The organism is Bradyrhizobium sp. HKCCYLRH3097, from assembly GCF_051167875.1.
In the GTDB taxonomy this organism is placed as follows: Bacteria; Pseudomonadota; Alphaproteobacteria; order Rhizobiales; family Xanthobacteraceae; genus Bradyrhizobium.
In genome coordinates this window covers 244,327-260,303 of sequence record NZ_JBNPTX010000011.1, presented here as the reverse complement: position 1 = coordinate 260,303, position 15,977 = coordinate 244,327, and the positions used below count along the sequence as shown (strand labels likewise).

The following is a 15,977-nucleotide window of genomic DNA, read 5'->3' as shown; positions in this document are numbered from 1 at the left end:
GAGTCCGGAGCTCTTGCGCATGACCATCCACGACGACCCTCTCGTCTCCACCGACTGGCTCGCTGCGCATCTGTGCGATCCCAAGGTGAAGGTGCTCGACGCGACCTTCAAGATGCCGGGTGTGCTGCCGCTGCCGAAGGACGATTATCTGAAGGCGCACATCCCCGGCGCCGTGTTCTTCGACGTCGACGAGGTCTCCGACCATTCCAATCCGCTGCCGCACATGTATCCGAGCGCCGAGCAGTTCGGCCGCGACGCGGGCCGGCTCGGCGTCAGCAATGGCGATACGGTCGTGGTCTATGATTCCGGCGGCTGGGTCGCCGCGCCGCGCGCCTGGTGGATGTTCCTGTCATTCGGCCACACGGATGTGCGCGTGCTCGACGGCGGGCTGAAGAAGTGGATGGCGGAGGGGCGCCCGGTCGAGAGCGGACAGGTCAGGCCGGCGCTCGGCACGTTCAGCGCGAAGTTCGATGCCGCGCGCGTGCGCCGGATCGAGCAGATGGTTGCCAATCTCGCCGGCAATGCCGAGCAGGTGATCGATGCACGGCAGGCGCCGCGCTTCGCGGGCGAGGTCGCCGAGCCGCGGCCCGGCCTCCGATCCGGCCATATCCCCGGCAGCCGAAATCTGCCTTATGCGGAGCTGTTTGACGCGGCGACCGGCGTGATGAAGCCGCTCGACCGGTTGCGCGAGGCATTCGGCGCCGCTGGCGTCGATCTCGCCAAGCCGATCGTCACCTCCTGCGGCTCCGGGGTGTCGGCGGCCGTGCTGACGCTGGCGCTCTATCGTCTCGGCATCCGCGACACCGCGCTCTACGACGGCTCGTGGTCGGAGTGGGGCATCGAGAACGGTCCGCCGGTTGCGACGGGGCCGGCCTGATCGGCTGGCTCCGCCTATCGCGTGCGCGGCCCGGCAGCCTGCTGGCCGACCGCCTGCGGTTGACCAAACGGCTGCTGTCCGAATGGATCGGGGAAGGCAGTCTGTTGCTGCTGGGCGGCCGCGGCTTGCCGAGCCGACCGGAGCCGCTGGGCGATGCGCCGCTGCTTGGCGCGGCGCGCAGCGATCTGCTTCTCCCGGGCCTGGCGCTTCTTGAGGATGCTCCGGCGCAACTGAACGCTCGCGACCTTCACCGAGGCACGATGCTCGCTGGCGGCGGGCCGCTCCTGATGAGCCGGCTGTTCGGCCAGCGCGGCGAGCTTGGCCGCGATCGGATCGAGCACCGCCGGAACGGGCGCGAGCGCGGTTGAAGCGGCGGCTGCGGTCGTCATCATCGGATCGGCGCTGGCGATGACCTGAGGAACTGGCGGCGGTGGTGCGACCACGGCGGCCGCCGTTTCGCTCGACGCCCGCGGCGGGGCCGGCGCTGCAGTCTCGGGCGAGCTGTCCATGCTCGGCCTGTCGGACGCTTTTTCGACCGGAGCGACGATCGAAGCGGTCGTGTCCGGAATGGGGCGCTCCGGCTTGGTGCTCTCGATCCGGTCGTTCGTCGCGGACGCGGTCGCGACAATGGCGGAGGTGCGGGACGTGTCGACCGTTTCCGCGGGCAGCGAGGGCGTCGGCACGTCGGTGGCCACCGCAACGGGTGTCACTTCGGGCGCTTCTGTGAGCGGCGCCGCCGTCGACGGCGCGCTCGGCTGTTCGGACGTTGCCGGGGCAGCATCGGCCACGACCGGCGGCGGCGTCACCGGCGGTGTCGGAATCGAATCCACCCGCAGCACTGCGAGCACCGGCGTGGGCTCGGCCGGCGGTAGGAACGTCGTGAAGCCCGACGCCTGAGTCGTGCGCCAGGACGCGTTGCTGGCGAACTGCTCGTGGGCGGCGCGCAACAGGGCCGCGGCGCCCATGCCGAAGATGGTGAGAGAGATGGAACAGACGATCGCGGCGACCAGAAAACGAAAGCCGGGAAGCATTGACGGTAACTCTCGCCACGGCAGCGGGGACTGCCGAGACATTCGAGCCAGTAGGGAACGCGGTGATCACAGGGAATAGCCGCGTTCGCGACGAGGCCGGCTTCTGCCGTGCATCGCGAATCAGGCTCAGGTCAGAATACCGGAAGTGTTCCCGCCCGCTCGGCAAATCACGGCATCGATAGGGCCTGCGGGGGCTTCGCCGCACTTTTTCGGCGGCGTGAGACTTCCGTGCAACGACGGAGACATGATCACAAATTGCCGAAGTCGGGCCGCTCTGGCCGGAATTGTCTTGAATGCGCCGCTATCTTCGGCCATCTGGCACAGCAAAGGTCCCAATCGGCGGCTTGGGGATACTGCAAGGGCGATGATGATCAGACAAATCCTGACGGTTTGCGCGGTCGCGGCAGCGGGCGTGACGGCAACTTCGTTTGCCGAGGCACAGCAGGTCTATCAGACCGCGCCTGGAGCGTATTCACCGGCGCCGACGCCCTACCCGGCCGACGCGCGCGGGCAGGGGCAGGATTTTGACGCGCTCGACGATGAGGATGCGCCCGGCAATTCCGCGGCGTTGCCGCCACCCGGCCCGGTGATCTCGCCGGACGATCCGCGCTACGGTCGTCCAGCCAATGCGCCGGTTTATGGTGCTGCGGCTCCGACCGGTCCCATCCTTTCTCCCGACGATCCCCGATATGGACGTCCGGCCGGTGCGACGGTCTATGGGGCCGCTCCGACCGGCCCGGTGATGTCCCCGGATGATCCGCGGTATGGCCGCCCGGCTGGTCCGCCCCCGGTGATCTACGGTGATCGTCCCGCCTCCAGCCAACAGGCCTATGGTGGCGCCTATGGCAACAGCGCGCCTGGTGGCGACGCAGGCGCGCCGCGGCCGCCCGGCGCCGTCGGTGGCGCTCCCGCCGTCGCGGGCGCGGCGCAGGCCCCGTCCGCCGGAGATCGTCCGATGACGGTAGCAGCTCTGCCGCCTGAGGAACAACCCGACGCGGCGCCAGCGCCGCTGCCGGCGAACCTGCGCCGCCAGGAGGTCGACTTCGTCACCAAGGAGCCGCCGGGAACGATCGTCGTCGATACGCCCAACACCTACCTCTATCTGGTGCTCGGCAACGGCCGGGCGATGCGCTACGGCGTCCGCGTCGGCCGCGAAGGCTTCACCTGGACCGGCGTGCAGAAGATCACCAAGAAGACCGAGTGGCCGGATTGGTATCCGCCGAGCGAGATGATCGAGCGGCAGCCCTATCTGCCGCGCTTCATGGCCGGCGGTCCGGGCAATCCGCTCGGTGCCCGCGCGATGTATCTCGGCTCGACCGTGTACCGCATCCACGGCACCAACCAGCCGTCGACGATCGGCAAGTTCGTGTCCTCCGGCTGCATCGGCATGCTGAACGACGACGTTGCCGACCTGTTCGACCGGGTCAAGGTCGGCACCCGCGTGGTCGTGATGCCGGGCGGTGCGCCTCCGGGTTCCGGCAAGAACATGGCTGCTGCCGCGGCCTCTCCGGCTCCGGCGCCCGTTCAGGCCCAGGCGACTGTGCCGGCGGCTGGCCAGCCCGCCAACATGCAGCCGCTGCCGCCGCCGGTGACGATCCGCTGAGGCGGGCGTGTGCGAGCTGATCACGTTGAAAACACCCTCCTCGCGGAGGGTGTTTTGCTGTGAGGGCCGCGCTCGCCTGCTTCAAGCCAGCCGGCGCGGCGGCTCGGCTCCTGCGAGCCAGGTGGCGATACAATCGACCATCTGGCCGTAATGGGCGCGAAAACTCTCCTCGGTGACGTAGCCGAGATGCGGCGTGAGCACGACATTGCCGAGCTGGCGCAGCGGATGGGCGACGGGCAGCGGTTCCACGGAGAACACGTCGAGGCCGGCGCCGGCGATGCGCTTGTCGCGCAGTGCCTGCAGCAATGCGGCCTCGTCGACGATCGGCGCGCGCGAGGTGTTGACGAGATAGGCGGTGGCCTTCATGCGCGCGATGTCGGCCGCGCCCACCAGCCCGCGTGAGCGGTCGCTGAGCACGACGTGGACGGTGATGACGTCGGCGGCGGTGAACAGCTCCTCCTTGGTCGCGTAGCCTACTCCCGCCGCCTCGCAGCGTTCGGGCGTCAGGTTGGGGCTCCAGGCGATCACGTTCATGCCGAACGCCTTGCCGAGCCCGGCGACCTTGGTGCCGAGCTTGCCTAGCCCGATCACGCCCAGCGTCTTGCCCTCGATCTCCACGCCGCCCAGCGTCTGCCAGGGCTGCCCGGCATGCATGAGAGCATTCTCCTGGCCGATCCTGCGGGTCAGCTCCAGGATCAGGCCCATGGTGAGCGCTGCGGTGGGGTCACGGCCATATTGCGTGCCGCAGACCATGATGCCGCGCGCCTTGGCGGCCTCCAGGTCGATGGCGGCGTTGCGCATGCCGGAGGTGATCAGGAGCTTCAGCTTCGGCAACCGCTCGATCAGGGAGCGCGGCAATGGCGTCCGCTCGCGCATCGCACAGATGATGTCGGCATCGGTGAGCGCGCCGGCGGCCGCTTCCTCGTTGCCGAACGGCTGTGTGAAAGCCGTCACATCCACTCTGTCGGCCAGCCGGGGCCAGTCGGCCAACGAGAGGGCCGTATCGTAATAGTCGTCGAGGATCGCACAGCGCAGCCGTGTCATCGGCAGGGTCCATTCATCGGGGGACGGCGGCAATGGTGAATGCCGTCAGGAATGGAGCCATGCTTGCGCGCAACGCGGTGGTTGCGCAAGGCATCGTCACGCTCTCACGCGGAACCAGGAGACATCAGTCGAGGCGGGTCTTCAGCCTGAACGCGGCGTCATGGCCGTACTTGGCGCGCCAGGCGGGGCCGGGGCCGCGCATGTAGTGCAATTCTGGCCGGTACGGGTTGAAGGCGCGCGCGACGAATTCGCGCCAGAAGCCGCGGATGTCGTCCGCGATCCCAGATCGGTCTTTGCGGTGTGCCGCCGGAGCGGGCAGGGAGGCTGAGGTGAAGGCTGCCATGACGGGCTCTCGCTGTTGTCGGTCGCGGCTTTTGCCGCTTGGGCGCGCGGGGTCTTGCGGGCCGAGACCGAGTGTCCCGCCGAATTAATTAAAAGATGGTTGCAATTGTCGTGATCCGCCACACACAAGGTGATGGACCCGTATTCGTCCGTGGGCGGCAGGCCGGGCCGGCGCAGGAACGACCGTGATTCTCCCGGCATTTGTTCCCGCCGAGACCGGCTCGCCGGTTGCCCTTTGGGGACCGCGCGGTTACATCAGCGGCAACCATTTTCCGAAAATTCCGGCAGGCTTCAAGGGACACGCGATGGCGCGCCAGTTCGTCTATTTCATGCAGGGTCTGTCCAAGACCTACCCGACCCGCAAGGTGCTCGATAACATTCACCTGTCGTTCTATCCGGACGCCAAGATCGGCGTGCTCGGTGTCAACGGCTCGGGCAAGTCGACCCTGCTCAAGATCATGGCCGGCATCGACAAGGACTATACCGGCGAGGCCTGGGTGGCCGAGGGTGCCCGCGTCGGCTATCTCGAGCAGGAGCCGCAGCTCGATCCGAAGCTCACGGTGCGCGAGAACGTCATGCTCGGCGTCGGCAAGCAGAAGGCGATCCTCGATCGCTACAACGAGCTGGCGATGAACTACTCGGAAGAGACAGCCGACGAGATGACCAAGCTGCAGGACGAGATCGAGGCGCAGGGCCTTTGGGATCTCGACAGCAAGGTCGACCAGGCGATGGATGCGCTGCGCTGTCCGCCCGACGATGCCGACGTCACCAAGCTGTCCGGTGGTGAGCGCCGCCGCGTCGCGTTGTGCAAGCTGCTGCTCGACCAGCCCGAGCTGTTGCTGCTGGACGAGCCGACCAACCATCTCGACGCCGAATCGGTGTCCTGGCTCGAAGGTCACCTGCGCAATTATCCGGGCGCGATCCTGATCGTGACCCACGATCGCTACTTCCTCGACAACGTCACCAGCTGGATCCTGGAGCTCGATCGCGGCAAGGGCATCCCCTACGAGGGCAATTATTCGTCCTGGCTGCAGCAGAAGCAGAAGCGGCTGGAGCAGGAGGGCCGCGAGGATGCCGCGCATCAGCGCACTTTGGCGCGCGAGCAGGAGTGGATCGCGGCCTCGCCGAAGGCCCGCCAGGCCAAGTCCAAGGCGCGCTACCAGCGCTATGAGGAGCTGCTCAAGAAGGCCAGCGAGAAGCAGACCCAGACCGCCCAGATCATCATTCCGGTCGCCGAGCGGCTCGGCCAGAACGTCGTCGATTTCGACGGATTGTCCAAGAGCTTCGGCGACCGCCTGCTGATCGACAATCTCACCTTCAAGTTGCCGCCGGGCGGCATCGTCGGCGTGATCGGTCCGAACGGCGCCGGCAAGACCACACTGTTCCGCATGATCACCGGGCAGGAGAAGCCGGACGCTGGCACCATCACCATCGGTGAGACCGTGCATCTCGGCTATGTCGACCAGTCGCGCGACGCGCTCGATGGCAACAAGACCGTGTGGGAGGAGATCTCCGGCGGCAACGAGCTGATCCTGCTCGGCAAGAAGGAAGTGAACTCGCGCGGCTATTGCTCGGCGTTCAACTTCAAGGGCGCCGACCAGCAGAAGAAGGTCGGGGCGCTGTCCGGCGGCGAGCGCAATCGCGTGCATCTCGCCAAGATGTTGAAGTCGGGCGCCAACGTGCTGCTGCTCGACGAGCCGACAAACGATCTCGACGTCGACACCCTGCGTGCGCTCGAAGAGGCGCTGGAGGATTTCGCCGGCTGCGCCGTCATCATCAGCCACGATCGCTGGTTCCTCGACCGCATCGCGACCCACATGCTGGCCTTCGAGGGCGACAGCCATGTCGAATGGTTCGAAGGAAACTTCCAGGACTACGAGAAGGACAAGATGCGCCGGCTCGGCCAGGACAGCGTGATTCCGCACCGGGTCAAGTACAAGAAGCTGACGCGCTGATCCCTGATCTCGCGAGGCGCGACGCGGTCTCTGTTCCGAGACAAAGCGTCGCGCCCCGGCTGCGGCCAGTTGTCGCTTTTCCGCGTGCTGCGATTGCGTAGATACATGATCCGCAATCCCTCCCAGCCGCGAGATTCTTCACATGTCTTCCTCCGACGCGACCCTGTCCTCCAAGGGCGGAGCGCTGCGCCCCATTCCCATGCTGATCTTCGGCTCGCGCTGGCTGCAGCTGCCGCTCTATGTCGGGCTGATCATCGCGCAGGGCGTCTATGTCGTGCTGTTCCTGAAGGAGCTCTGGCACCTGTTCGCCCACGCCTTCGATTTCTCCGAGCAGCAGATCATGCTCGCCGTGCTCGGACTGATCGACGTGGTCATGATCTCGAACCTGCTCGTGATGGTGATCGTCGGCGGCTACGAAACATTCGTGTCGCGGCTCAATCTGCAGGGCCATCCCGACGAGCCGGAATGGCTCAGCCACGTCAATGCCAGCGTGCTGAAGATCAAGCTGGCGATGGCCATCATCGGCATCTCGTCGATCCACCTGCTGCGCACCTTCATCGAGGCCGGCGCGCTTTCGTCGGGCAAGTCGAACTACACCGAGACCGGCGTGATGTGGCAGACGATCATCCACACGGTCTTCATCCTCTCCGCGATCGGCATCGCCGTGGTCGACAAATTGTCGAATGCCGCGATCGAAGAGGCGAAGCAGGCGGGGCATTGAGCGGCAGCCTCGGGTTCCGTCGGTGGCCTGCTGACGTTCACAAGTGCCGCGGGCTATGGTAGCCCTGAGGCATGGTTCGGCAGCTGCTACTCCGTTTGCGCAGGCTCGTTCTCGTCGGTCTGGCGCTCTGCATGTTCGGCGATGGCCAAGCGAGCGCGGCTGACGCCGCCTTCACGCAGTTCATCAACTCGCTCTGGCCCGAAGCCAAGGAGCAGGGCGTCTCCCGCGCGACGTTCGAGGCGGAGACGCGCGGGTTGGAGCCTGACTACAAGCTTCCCGATCTGCTGCTGCCCGGCCGGCCCGTGACGGGGGCGCCGGCGCAGGCCGAGTTCGTGCAGGTGCCAGCCGACTACATCAAGGAAGCGTCGATCGCGCGGCTGGCCGCGCACGGCGAGAAGCTGATCCAGCAATATCGTCCGGCGCTCGCCGAGATCGAGCGCCGCTTCGGCGTGCCGGGGCCGGTCGTGCTTGCGATCTGGGGCCGGGAGACCGATTTCGGCCGCTATGCGCTGCCCTACGATGCGCTGCGCGTGCTGGCGACGCAGGCCTATGTCGGCCGCCGCAAGGACCAGTACCGCACCGAGTTCATCATGGCGCTGAAGATGCTGAGCGACGGCGTGGTGTCGCGCCGCGATCTCAGGGCGTCATGGGGCGGGGCGGTCGGGCTCACCCAGTTCCTGCCGTCGGAGTACTACAAGCACGGTGTCGATCTCGATGGCGACGGCAAGGTCGATCTCTGGCATTCGGTGCCGGACGCGCTGGGCTCGGCGGCGCTGCAGCTTGCCAACAAGGGGTGGCAGCGCGGCCTGCGCTGGGCCTACGAGGTCAAGCCGCCGGCGACTGTCGACTGCGCGATCGGCGTGCCGGAGGTGAAGAAGCCGATCGGCGAATGGCTGCGCGCCGGCTTTGTCCCGGTACGCGGCCAGCGGCTCAGCGCAGCCGAGCAGCAGCAGCCCGCGTCGCTGCTGCAGCCTGAGGGCATCTATGGTCCGGCGTTCCTGACGACGGCGAACTACTTCGTCATCAAGGAATACAATTTCTCAGATCTCTATGTGCTGTTCGTCGGTCACCTCGCGGACCGCATGACGAGCCCGGCTCCGTTCGCGACACCATGGTCGGCGTCAAAGCAGCTTCGGAGCAAGGACGTCGAGGCGATGCAGAAGGGCCTGACGCGGCTCGGTCTCTACGGCGACAAGCTCGACGGCAAGGCCGGCATGCAGACCCGCGCCGCGCTCGGCGCATTTCAGAAGAAGGCCGGCCTGAAGGTCGACTGCTGGCCGAGCGAATCGGTACTGCAGGCGATCAACGCCGCGCGCTGAGCGGCCGATTCGGCGCGAAGGCCGGAGCCGGCAGTAAAAAGCCCGGCAGCAAGGCCGGGCTTTTCGCATCGAGATGTATCGTCAGGATCAGTAGCAGACGCGAACCGGGCGGGACACCCAGCCATAGCCGTCCCAATAGCGCTCACGGCGCCACACGCACGGCGGCGGGCCCGGCGGAGGGGCTTCGACGTAGACCGGACCGCCATAGGCCGGACGGCTGGACGCGATCGCGCCGCCGAGCAGGGCGCCGCCGATCAGGCCGGCAGCCACGCCGGCACCCACGTCGCCAGCCTTGGCGGCCGGTGCCGTCACGCTCAGCGAACCGGCGATGGTCGCAACCGCAAGCACTGCGGTCAGGATCTTCTTCATGTTCCGAGATCTCCTGGAAGGCGCCCTCGCAGGCGCCGGGTTGGTGATTCACGCACGATCTGGGCCGTCAGCATCGTGAGAAAACACGACAATCCGTCAACCCTTCGTAAACTCTGTTCGACCTGATGCGACGGAAAAACGGTTTTTTCTGGCCGTGCCGGCCGCCGTTCTCGAAATTCCGGTGCAAGGTCATGGAATTAATGAAGGTGAACGGTCACTCGCAAACCCGGACGCGGCGAATCCGCCAGCCGTAGCCGTCCCAGAAGCGCTGGCGCTGCCAATAGCAGGCGTAGCCAGGATCGGCGACGTAGGCAGGCCCGCCGTAATAGGAGTAGCCCGGTTCGTAAGAATATCCGGGCCCATAATAATAGGGATTGCTGCCCGCAGCGATGGCGCCACCGATGAGGGCACCCCCGAGCAGGCCGGCAGCGACACCGGCGGCGACACGACCATTGCGCGCTTCAGCAGGAGCAGGGGCCAGCGCTGCGGTCGACAGCGTTACGACGGCGGCCAGGGCCGCAAGAGTCTTCTTCATGACCTTAACCTCTCTCACTCCAGGTCAGCGGATCGCGTATCTAGCGATACGGCAGGTTCACACATCCCGCTTGAATGATCAATGAACGGGGGCGTCCCATTGGACGACCCAAGTCCAGGATACGTTCAATGCTGCATTGCACAAAATTCACTGCCGCATTGGAGCCGGCATGACCCCCACGCTGGCGATGGTCGTGGCGATCGGATTGACGTCGGCCCTCTGCTACGCGCCGTCGGTTCGTGCCGACCGCAGGCCCAACCGCCGTCGTTCGTCCGCGGACAGCACCAGCGTCGACTCCGACGGGGGGGTCCAGCTCCAGTCAGGGAGGCGGTCTCGCAAGTTGGTTTCCAATACCTCGCCGGACGTCATGGGAAACCCGATCGACGGTGGAGGTGACAGTGGCGACGGTGGTGGAGGGGACGGTGGTGGGGGCGACTGAGTTGCGCCTGCTCGATCGCCGCCCACCATCATTATTCGGCGGTAACTTTGATCTGCGGCAAGCTCGTACAGTTGGAGGCATTCTAGATTGATCGGGAAATTGGAATAGCTTCAAAAGCGCCGTTTTCCCTTTGCGCGGGTAGCTGCGGATGACTATCGATACCTGACCAAGGACGATTGGCCGGTTTCTCATGATTGTTTGTTCCTGCAACGTCATCAGCGATCACGATATCCGCAACGCGGTGAAGTCCGCGGACGAACTGCCGCGGAACCCCAAGCAGGTCTACGGTTGCCTGGGGTGCAGCGCGGAATGCGGCCGCTGTGCGCGCACGATCAAGACGATCATCGACGAGGCGCTGGGTCCCTGTGCCCGCGCCTGCCAGGCCGGCTGTCAGCACGGCCTCCACCATGGGACGACACCGGTGAAGGCGATCGATGACGACCTTCAGAGCCGTTTCGCGCTCGCTGCCTGCTGACAGGTATTGCCGTCAGTCGCGTCGTTCTCCGCCCGAAAAATGCACATGAACGGGGGTCGTCTCCGCACTTCGAACCTGTTATTGAGCGCCTGCGGCCTCTAACTTTTTCGGAGCTTATCCATGCAGGGCGACCCCAAGGTCATCGAATATCTCAACAAGGGATTGCGCAGCGAGCTGACTGCCATCAACCAATATTGGCTGCACTATCGTCTGTTGAACAATTGGGGCCTTCTCGACATGGCGAAGGTCTGGCGCAAGGAATCCATCGAGGAGATGGAGCACGCCGACAAGTTCACCGACCGCATTCTCTTCCTCGACGGCTTCCCCAACATGCAGGTGCTCGATCCCCTGCGCATCGGCCAGAACGTCAAGGAGATCATCGAATGCGATCTCGCCGCCGAGATCGGTGCGCGGACGTTGTATCAGGAAGCCGCAACCTATTGTCACGGCGTCAAGGACTACGTGTCGCGCGACCTGTTCGAGCAGCTGATGAAGGACGAGGAGCATCACATCGATTTCCTCGAGACCCAGCTCGACCTCATCAACCGCATCGGTCTCGAACTCTACACACAGAAGCACGTCGGCGGCCTCGAGAGCGAGCACTGACGGCGTCGGCGAGGCGGCAGTCCGCTTCGGAACGGGAGGCGATTCAGGGCTGGTGTTTCAAGCCTTGAATCGACTGCCCCTGACGTCGAACCCGCTCACGCGATAATGCCGAAGGCGGTGACGGGTACGACCCAATAGACGAGCTGCGTTCCCGCAAACGCGCTTCTGAGCCGCTCGATGAGCCGCTCGAGATCCTCTTCCGGCAACACGATCCGCACGACGACCTCGTCGGCATGTCCTTTCACCCGCTCTGCAGCGCTCCGTAGCCGGACGCGCGCACCGTGTCCGGCTGCTTCCGAGGCGGTGAAGCCCGTCACGAGATCGGTCTGCTCGCTCAGATGGTCGAGCACCTCGCTGTGAAGTGCATCCGGCACGATCAGGGTCAGGCAGACGGCTTGGCTGCTCATGTGGCTTCCTTCGCAGCGGCGCCGTAGCGGCGATACAGGATCGGCAACAGGATCAGCGTCAGCAGCGTGGACGACAGCAGGCCGCCGATCACGACGATCGCGAGCGGACGCTGGACCTCCGATCCGGGCCCCGATGCAAACAGCAGCGGGATCAAACCCAGCGCCGTGATGCTCGCCGTCATCAGCACAGGCCGCAGCCTGCGCTTGGCGCCTTCGACCACGATGCGCTGCTCGGGGACCCCGTGAGCGCGCAACTGGTTGAAATAAGACACCAGCACGACACCATTGAGCACGGCGATTCCGAGCAGTGCGATGAAGCCGACGGAGGCTGGAACGGAGAGGTATTCACCGCTCGAGACCAGCGCGAACACGCCGCCGATCAGCGCAAACGGAATGTTGACGAGGACGAGCAGGGCCTGGCGCACCGAGCCGAACGTGGTGAAGAGCAGCACGAAGATCAAGCCGATCGCGACCGGCACCACGACCGATAGACGCGCGGCCGCACGTTGCTGGTTCTCGAACTGCCCGCCCCATGTCAGCCGATAGCCGGACGGCAGCGGCAGCTCGGCTGCGACCCTTTGCTGAGCCGCCTGGACGAAACCGACCATGTCGCGGCCGCGAACATTGCTGCGAACCACGCTCATGCGGTTGCCGTCCTCACGATCGATCTTCACCGGGCCATCGACCCGCTGGATGCGTGCGACCTGCGAGAGCGCAACATGCTGGCCGGACGCAAGCGTCAGCGGCAGCCCCGCCAGCATCGTCGGCGCCTGCCGCGTGGCCTCGCCGCCGCGGACCAGGATCGGCGTCCGGCGTCCCTCCTCGAGCGCGGTGCCGATCGTTCGGCCTTCGATCTGCGTGCGCAAGGCGGCCGAGATCGAATCCACCGTGAGCCCGAGCCGGCCCGCCTCCATTCGGTTGACGGCGATCGTGTAATATTGCGCGCCTTCGTTGAGCGTCGTGTAGACGTCCTGGGCTCCATCGATATCGGATAGAATCGCCGACAGTTTCGCTGCGATCTCGTTGAGCTTGGCGATGTCCGGGCCGAAGATCTTGACCGCGACGTCGCCGCGGACGCCGCTGATCATCTCCTGCACGCGCATGTCGATGGGCTGCGTGAAGCTGAGCGAGACGCCGGGGAAGCCGGTCAGGACCTCGCGAAGCGTCTCGAGCAGGACATCCCGGTCGCTGGTCTGCCGCTGGTCTGCCGGCTTGAGCACCAGGAACGTGTCGGTCTGATTGGGTCCCATCGGATCGAGCCCGAGCTCGTCCGAGCCGGTGCGTGCGATGATGCCGGCGACGTCGGGCACCTTCATCAGGGCCGCCTGCAGCCGGGCATTGATGGCGAGGGACTCGTCGAGATTGACGGATGGCAGCGTCTCCACGCTGACGATGACGTCGCCTTCGTCCATCGTCGGCATGAAGGTCTTGCCCAGCCGGGTGTAGCCATATCCCGCGGCAACGAGGCAGACCAGCGCCGCGACGATCACCTTGCGCTCGTTGCCGAGCGCCCAGTCGAGCGCGGGCGCATAGACGCGCTGCGCTGCGCGGATCAGCAATGGATCGTCATGCGACGCGGATGTGAGCACGAAGGATGTTGCGACCGGAAGCACCGTCAGCGCCAGCAGCAGCGACGCGGCCAGGGCGAAGATGATCGCCAGCGCGACCGGAATGAAGAGCTTGCCCTCCAGCCCCTGCAAGGTCAGCAGCGGAACGAACACGATGATGATGATCAGGACGCCCGAGGCGACCGGCTGCAGAACCTCGCAGACCGAGCGGTAGACGATGTGGATCAGCGGCGTGGTGCTTGCGTGATCGTGCTTTGCGAGATTGCCGACGATGTTCTCGACCACCACGACCAGCGCGTCGATCAGCATGCCGATGGCGATCGCAAGGCCGCCGAGACTCATCAGGTTGGCGGACATGCCGACAGCCCGCATCACGATCAGCGCCATCACGATCGCGAGCGGCAGGCTGAGCGCAATCACCAGCGAGGCGCGCCAATTGCCGAGGAACAGCAGCAGCAGCACGACGACGAGCACCGTGGCTTCGCCCAGCGCCCGCACCACCGTGCCGACGGCGCGGTTGACCAGCCGGCTGCGGTCGTAGAACACGTTGATGGTGACGCTGCTCGGTAGCGATGGCTTCAGCTCATCCAGCCGCGCCCGAACGTCGCGCACCAATTGTCCGGCGTTGGCCCCGCGCAAGCCGAGCACGAGCCCCTCGACCGTCTCGCCCTTGCCGTCTTTCGTGACGGCGCCATAGCGGGTGAGGGCGCCGATCTTGACCCGGGCGACGTCGCTGACCCGGATCGGGATTCCGTCGCGGGTGTCGACGATGATCGCGCGGATGTCGTCGATGCCGCGGATGCTGCCCTCGATGCGGACCAGCGCGCTGTCCTCGCCCTGGTTGACCCGCCCGGCACCGTCGTTGCGGCTGTTGGCCTCGATGGCTTTGCGAAACAGCTCGGACGAGATGCCGCGCGCCGCCAGCGCATCGTTCCGCGGCACGATTTCGAAGGCGCGAACATAGCCGCCGAGCGCGTTGACGTCGGCAACCCCGGGCACGGTGCGCAGGGCCGGGCGGATGACCCAGTCGAGCAAGGTCCGGCGCTCGGCCAGCGACAGATCGGGACTGTCGATCGTGAACATGAACATCTCGCCGAGCGGACTCGTGATCGGCGCAAGGCCGCCGCTCACGCCCTCGGGGAAGTCGCGCGAAATGTTGGAGAGCCGCTCCGAGACCTGATTGCGGGCCCAGTAGATGTCGGTGCCGTCCTCGAAGTCGACGGTGATGTCGGCCAGCGCATATTTCGTCGCCGAGCGCAGGATCTTCTTGTTCGGCAATCCGAGCAGCTCCAGCTCGATCGGGACCGTGATGCGCTGCTCGACCTCTTCCGGCGTCAGACCGGGGGCCTTCATGATGATCTTCACCTGGACCGGCGAGACGTCCGGAAAGGCATCGATCGGCAGGCTCGGCAGGACGACGGCGCCAGCGCCGATCACCAGCAGTGTGCTCAGGATGACGAAGAGCCGCTGCGACAGCGCGAATGCGACAAGCCGCTGTAGCATCTACTGCCCCAGTCGCGAGAGGATGCCGCGCAGCGCCGAGATGCCGCCGATGGCGATCTCGTCCTTGTCCGTGAGGGGGCCGGCGATGACGACGTGATCCTGATCCTCCGCGAGCAGCGTCACGGGGACGAGCCGGAAACCGCCTTCCGTGGCGACGAACACCGAGGTCTGCTCGCCGCGACGGACGAGGCCGCTATAGGGAATCTCCCATGCGCTTTCGCCTGCCGAGATGAAGCCGATGCGAGCGGCCGCCATCTGTCCGGAATGCAGCTCACCGTTGTTTGGAATCTCGGCGCGGACGAGAATGGTCTGCGTGGCGGCATCTGTCGTCTCGGACACCAGGATGACCTGGCCCGGTGTCGCATAGCCTTCGATGTCGACCTTGGCGCCGGTCTTGATGGCGCCGATGTTGGTCGCGGGGATCGCGATCTCGGCCCATAGCGGCGACAGCCGCGCAAGCTTTACCAGGGACGCGGCCTGCTCAAGGCGCTGGCCCGGCGATACCGCGATCTCGACCACGGACGCGGCGCGTGGCGCCGTCACGGTGAGTGTCGCGCTGATCGCCGCCTCATTGCTGAGCCGGGCGATGGCTTCGTCCGACAGCCCGCTGATGTGCAGCATCTGCCGTCGTTCGGCGACGACGATGCTGGCCTGGCGTGCTTCGGCCTGGCTCGACTCCAGCACGCGTTGCGGGATGGCTTTGCCTTCGAACAGGTCGGCGTTGCGCTTCAACTGCTGAGCCGCGAGTCCCTCCTGTGCCAGCGCGTGCAGGTAATCGCGCTGGAGCGAGACGAAGCTCGGACTCTCCAGCGTGAGCAGCGGCTGTCCGACGGTCACGCGATCGCCGCGGGCAACAGCGAGGTTGGTGATCATCCCCGCGACCGGCGCGCTGACGACCCATAGTTGAGGCGTGGGAATGACGATCTGCGCGGGATAAGGCAGGGTCCTGTCCATCCGGCTGGAGATCGGATGCGTCACGCGCACGCCGAGGTTCTGCGCCTGGCTTGGCGTGAGCTTCAGCTCATCATCGGCCGACGCAGCGCAGGGCGCGACGACGAGAGCCAGCGCGAGAGACGCGCGGGCCAGACGGCCTGCGGACCGGAAAAACAATCGCTTGAGCATTTCGATCAGGAATCTTCGCGTTCATGCATGACGCATTCTGCACACTATTTCGGCCAATTTC

The 15,977-nt window shown here is 65.8% G+C and carries 15 protein-coding genes; 7 read left to right on the top strand and 8 right to left on the bottom strand.

Features of this window, described 5'->3' with window-relative positions; all coding sequences use genetic code 11:
* The first annotated feature begins 19 nt into the window (after positions 1-19).
* Positions 20-877: a 3-mercaptopyruvate sulfurtransferase gene (gene sseA / locus ACQR0U_RS25070; protein WP_434872306.1), complete on the top strand. Its 858-nt coding sequence runs from the start codon at positions 20-22 to the stop codon at positions 875-877.
* Positions 878-891: 14 nt separating this feature from the next.
* Here sseA and ACQR0U_RS25065 read toward each other — a convergent pair whose 3' ends face one another.
* Entirely contained in the window at positions 892-1,908 is a 1,017-nt protein-coding gene (locus ACQR0U_RS25065; protein WP_315750240.1) for a hypothetical protein, read from the bottom strand.
* Between the two features lie 364 nt (positions 1,909-2,272).
* Between ACQR0U_RS25065 and ACQR0U_RS25060 the strand changes: the two genes are divergently transcribed.
* Positions 2,273-3,511 carry a L,D-transpeptidase gene (locus tag ACQR0U_RS25060; protein WP_315717846.1) on the top strand — a complete coding sequence of 413 codons (1,239 nt, stop codon included), beginning with the start codon at positions 2,273-2,275 and terminating at the stop codon, positions 3,509-3,511.
* A gap of 81 nt (positions 3,512-3,592) precedes the next feature.
* On the opposite strand, the gene ACQR0U_RS25055 is transcribed toward ACQR0U_RS25060, so the two are convergent.
* Positions 3,593-4,555: a D-2-hydroxyacid dehydrogenase family protein gene (locus ACQR0U_RS25055; RefSeq protein WP_316171678.1), complete on the bottom strand. Its 963-nt coding sequence runs from the start codon at positions 4,553-4,555 to the stop codon at positions 3,593-3,595.
* A gap of 124 nt (positions 4,556-4,679) precedes the next feature.
* Positions 4,680-4,898: a hypothetical protein gene (locus ACQR0U_RS25050; protein ID WP_315717844.1), complete on the bottom strand. Its 219-nt coding sequence runs from the start codon at positions 4,896-4,898 to the stop codon at positions 4,680-4,682.
* Positions 4,899-5,202: 304 nt separating this feature from the next.
* Here ACQR0U_RS25050 and ettA point away from each other — a divergent pair, with 304 nt between their 5' ends.
* The 3 genes from ettA (at position 5,203) to ACQR0U_RS25035 (ending at position 8,892) form a co-directional block, all read left to right on the top strand.
* On the top strand, positions 5,203-6,852 hold the full coding sequence (gene ettA / locus ACQR0U_RS25045) for an energy-dependent translational throttle protein EttA (RefSeq protein WP_315717864.1): 1,650 nt from the start codon (positions 5,203-5,205) through the stop codon (positions 6,850-6,852).
* A 142-nt stretch (positions 6,853-6,994) separates the two neighbouring features.
* A complete protein-coding gene (locus ACQR0U_RS25040; RefSeq protein ID WP_315750243.1) occupies positions 6,995-7,573 on the top strand; it encodes a TIGR00645 family protein in 579 nt (192 codons plus the stop codon).
* Positions 7,574-7,704: 131 nt separating this feature from the next.
* Positions 7,705-8,892 carry a lytic murein transglycosylase gene (locus ACQR0U_RS25035; protein ID WP_316173042.1) on the top strand — a complete coding sequence of 396 codons (1,188 nt, stop codon included), beginning with the start codon at positions 7,705-7,707 and terminating at the stop codon, positions 8,890-8,892.
* Positions 8,893-8,979: 87 nt separating this feature from the next.
* Here the strand turns inward: ACQR0U_RS25035 and ACQR0U_RS25030 are convergent, their stop codons facing one another.
* On the bottom strand, positions 8,980-9,261 hold the full coding sequence (locus tag ACQR0U_RS25030) for a hypothetical protein (protein WP_257169446.1): 282 nt from the start codon (positions 9,259-9,261) through the stop codon (positions 8,980-8,982).
* A 214-nt stretch (positions 9,262-9,475) separates the two neighbouring features.
* Positions 9,476-9,796, bottom strand: coding sequence for a hypothetical protein (locus ACQR0U_RS25025; RefSeq protein ID WP_434842848.1), 321 nt, complete (start codon positions 9,794-9,796; stop codon positions 9,476-9,478).
* A gap of 629 nt (positions 9,797-10,425) precedes the next feature.
* Between ACQR0U_RS25025 and ACQR0U_RS25020 the strand changes: the two genes are divergently transcribed.
* On the top strand, positions 10,426-10,710 hold the full coding sequence (locus ACQR0U_RS25020; RefSeq protein WP_434842849.1) for a (2Fe-2S)-binding protein: 285 nt from the start codon (positions 10,426-10,428) through the stop codon (positions 10,708-10,710).
* A 120-nt stretch (positions 10,711-10,830) separates the two neighbouring features.
* Positions 10,831-11,316: a bacterioferritin gene (gene bfr, locus ACQR0U_RS25015; protein ID WP_315717837.1), complete on the top strand. Its 486-nt coding sequence runs from the start codon at positions 10,831-10,833 to the stop codon at positions 11,314-11,316.
* Between the two features lie 95 nt (positions 11,317-11,411).
* On the opposite strand, the gene ACQR0U_RS25010 is transcribed toward bfr, so the two are convergent.
* The 3 genes from ACQR0U_RS25010 to ACQR0U_RS25000 are packed head-to-tail and all read right to left on the bottom strand — an operon-like array spanning position 11,412 to position 15,916.
* Positions 11,412-11,723: a DUF3240 family protein gene (locus tag ACQR0U_RS25010; protein ID WP_434842850.1), complete on the bottom strand. Its 312-nt coding sequence runs from the start codon at positions 11,721-11,723 to the stop codon at positions 11,412-11,414.
* Positions 11,720-14,794, bottom strand: coding sequence for an efflux RND transporter permease subunit (locus ACQR0U_RS25005; RefSeq protein WP_434842851.1), 3,075 nt, complete (start codon positions 14,792-14,794; stop codon positions 11,720-11,722). Before ACQR0U_RS25005 ends, ACQR0U_RS25010 begins: the two co-directional genes overlap by 4 nt.
* Entirely contained in the window at positions 14,795-15,916 is a 1,122-nt protein-coding gene (locus ACQR0U_RS25000) for an efflux RND transporter periplasmic adaptor subunit (RefSeq protein WP_316171681.1), read from the bottom strand.
* Between the last annotated feature and the right edge of the window lie 61 nt (positions 15,917-15,977).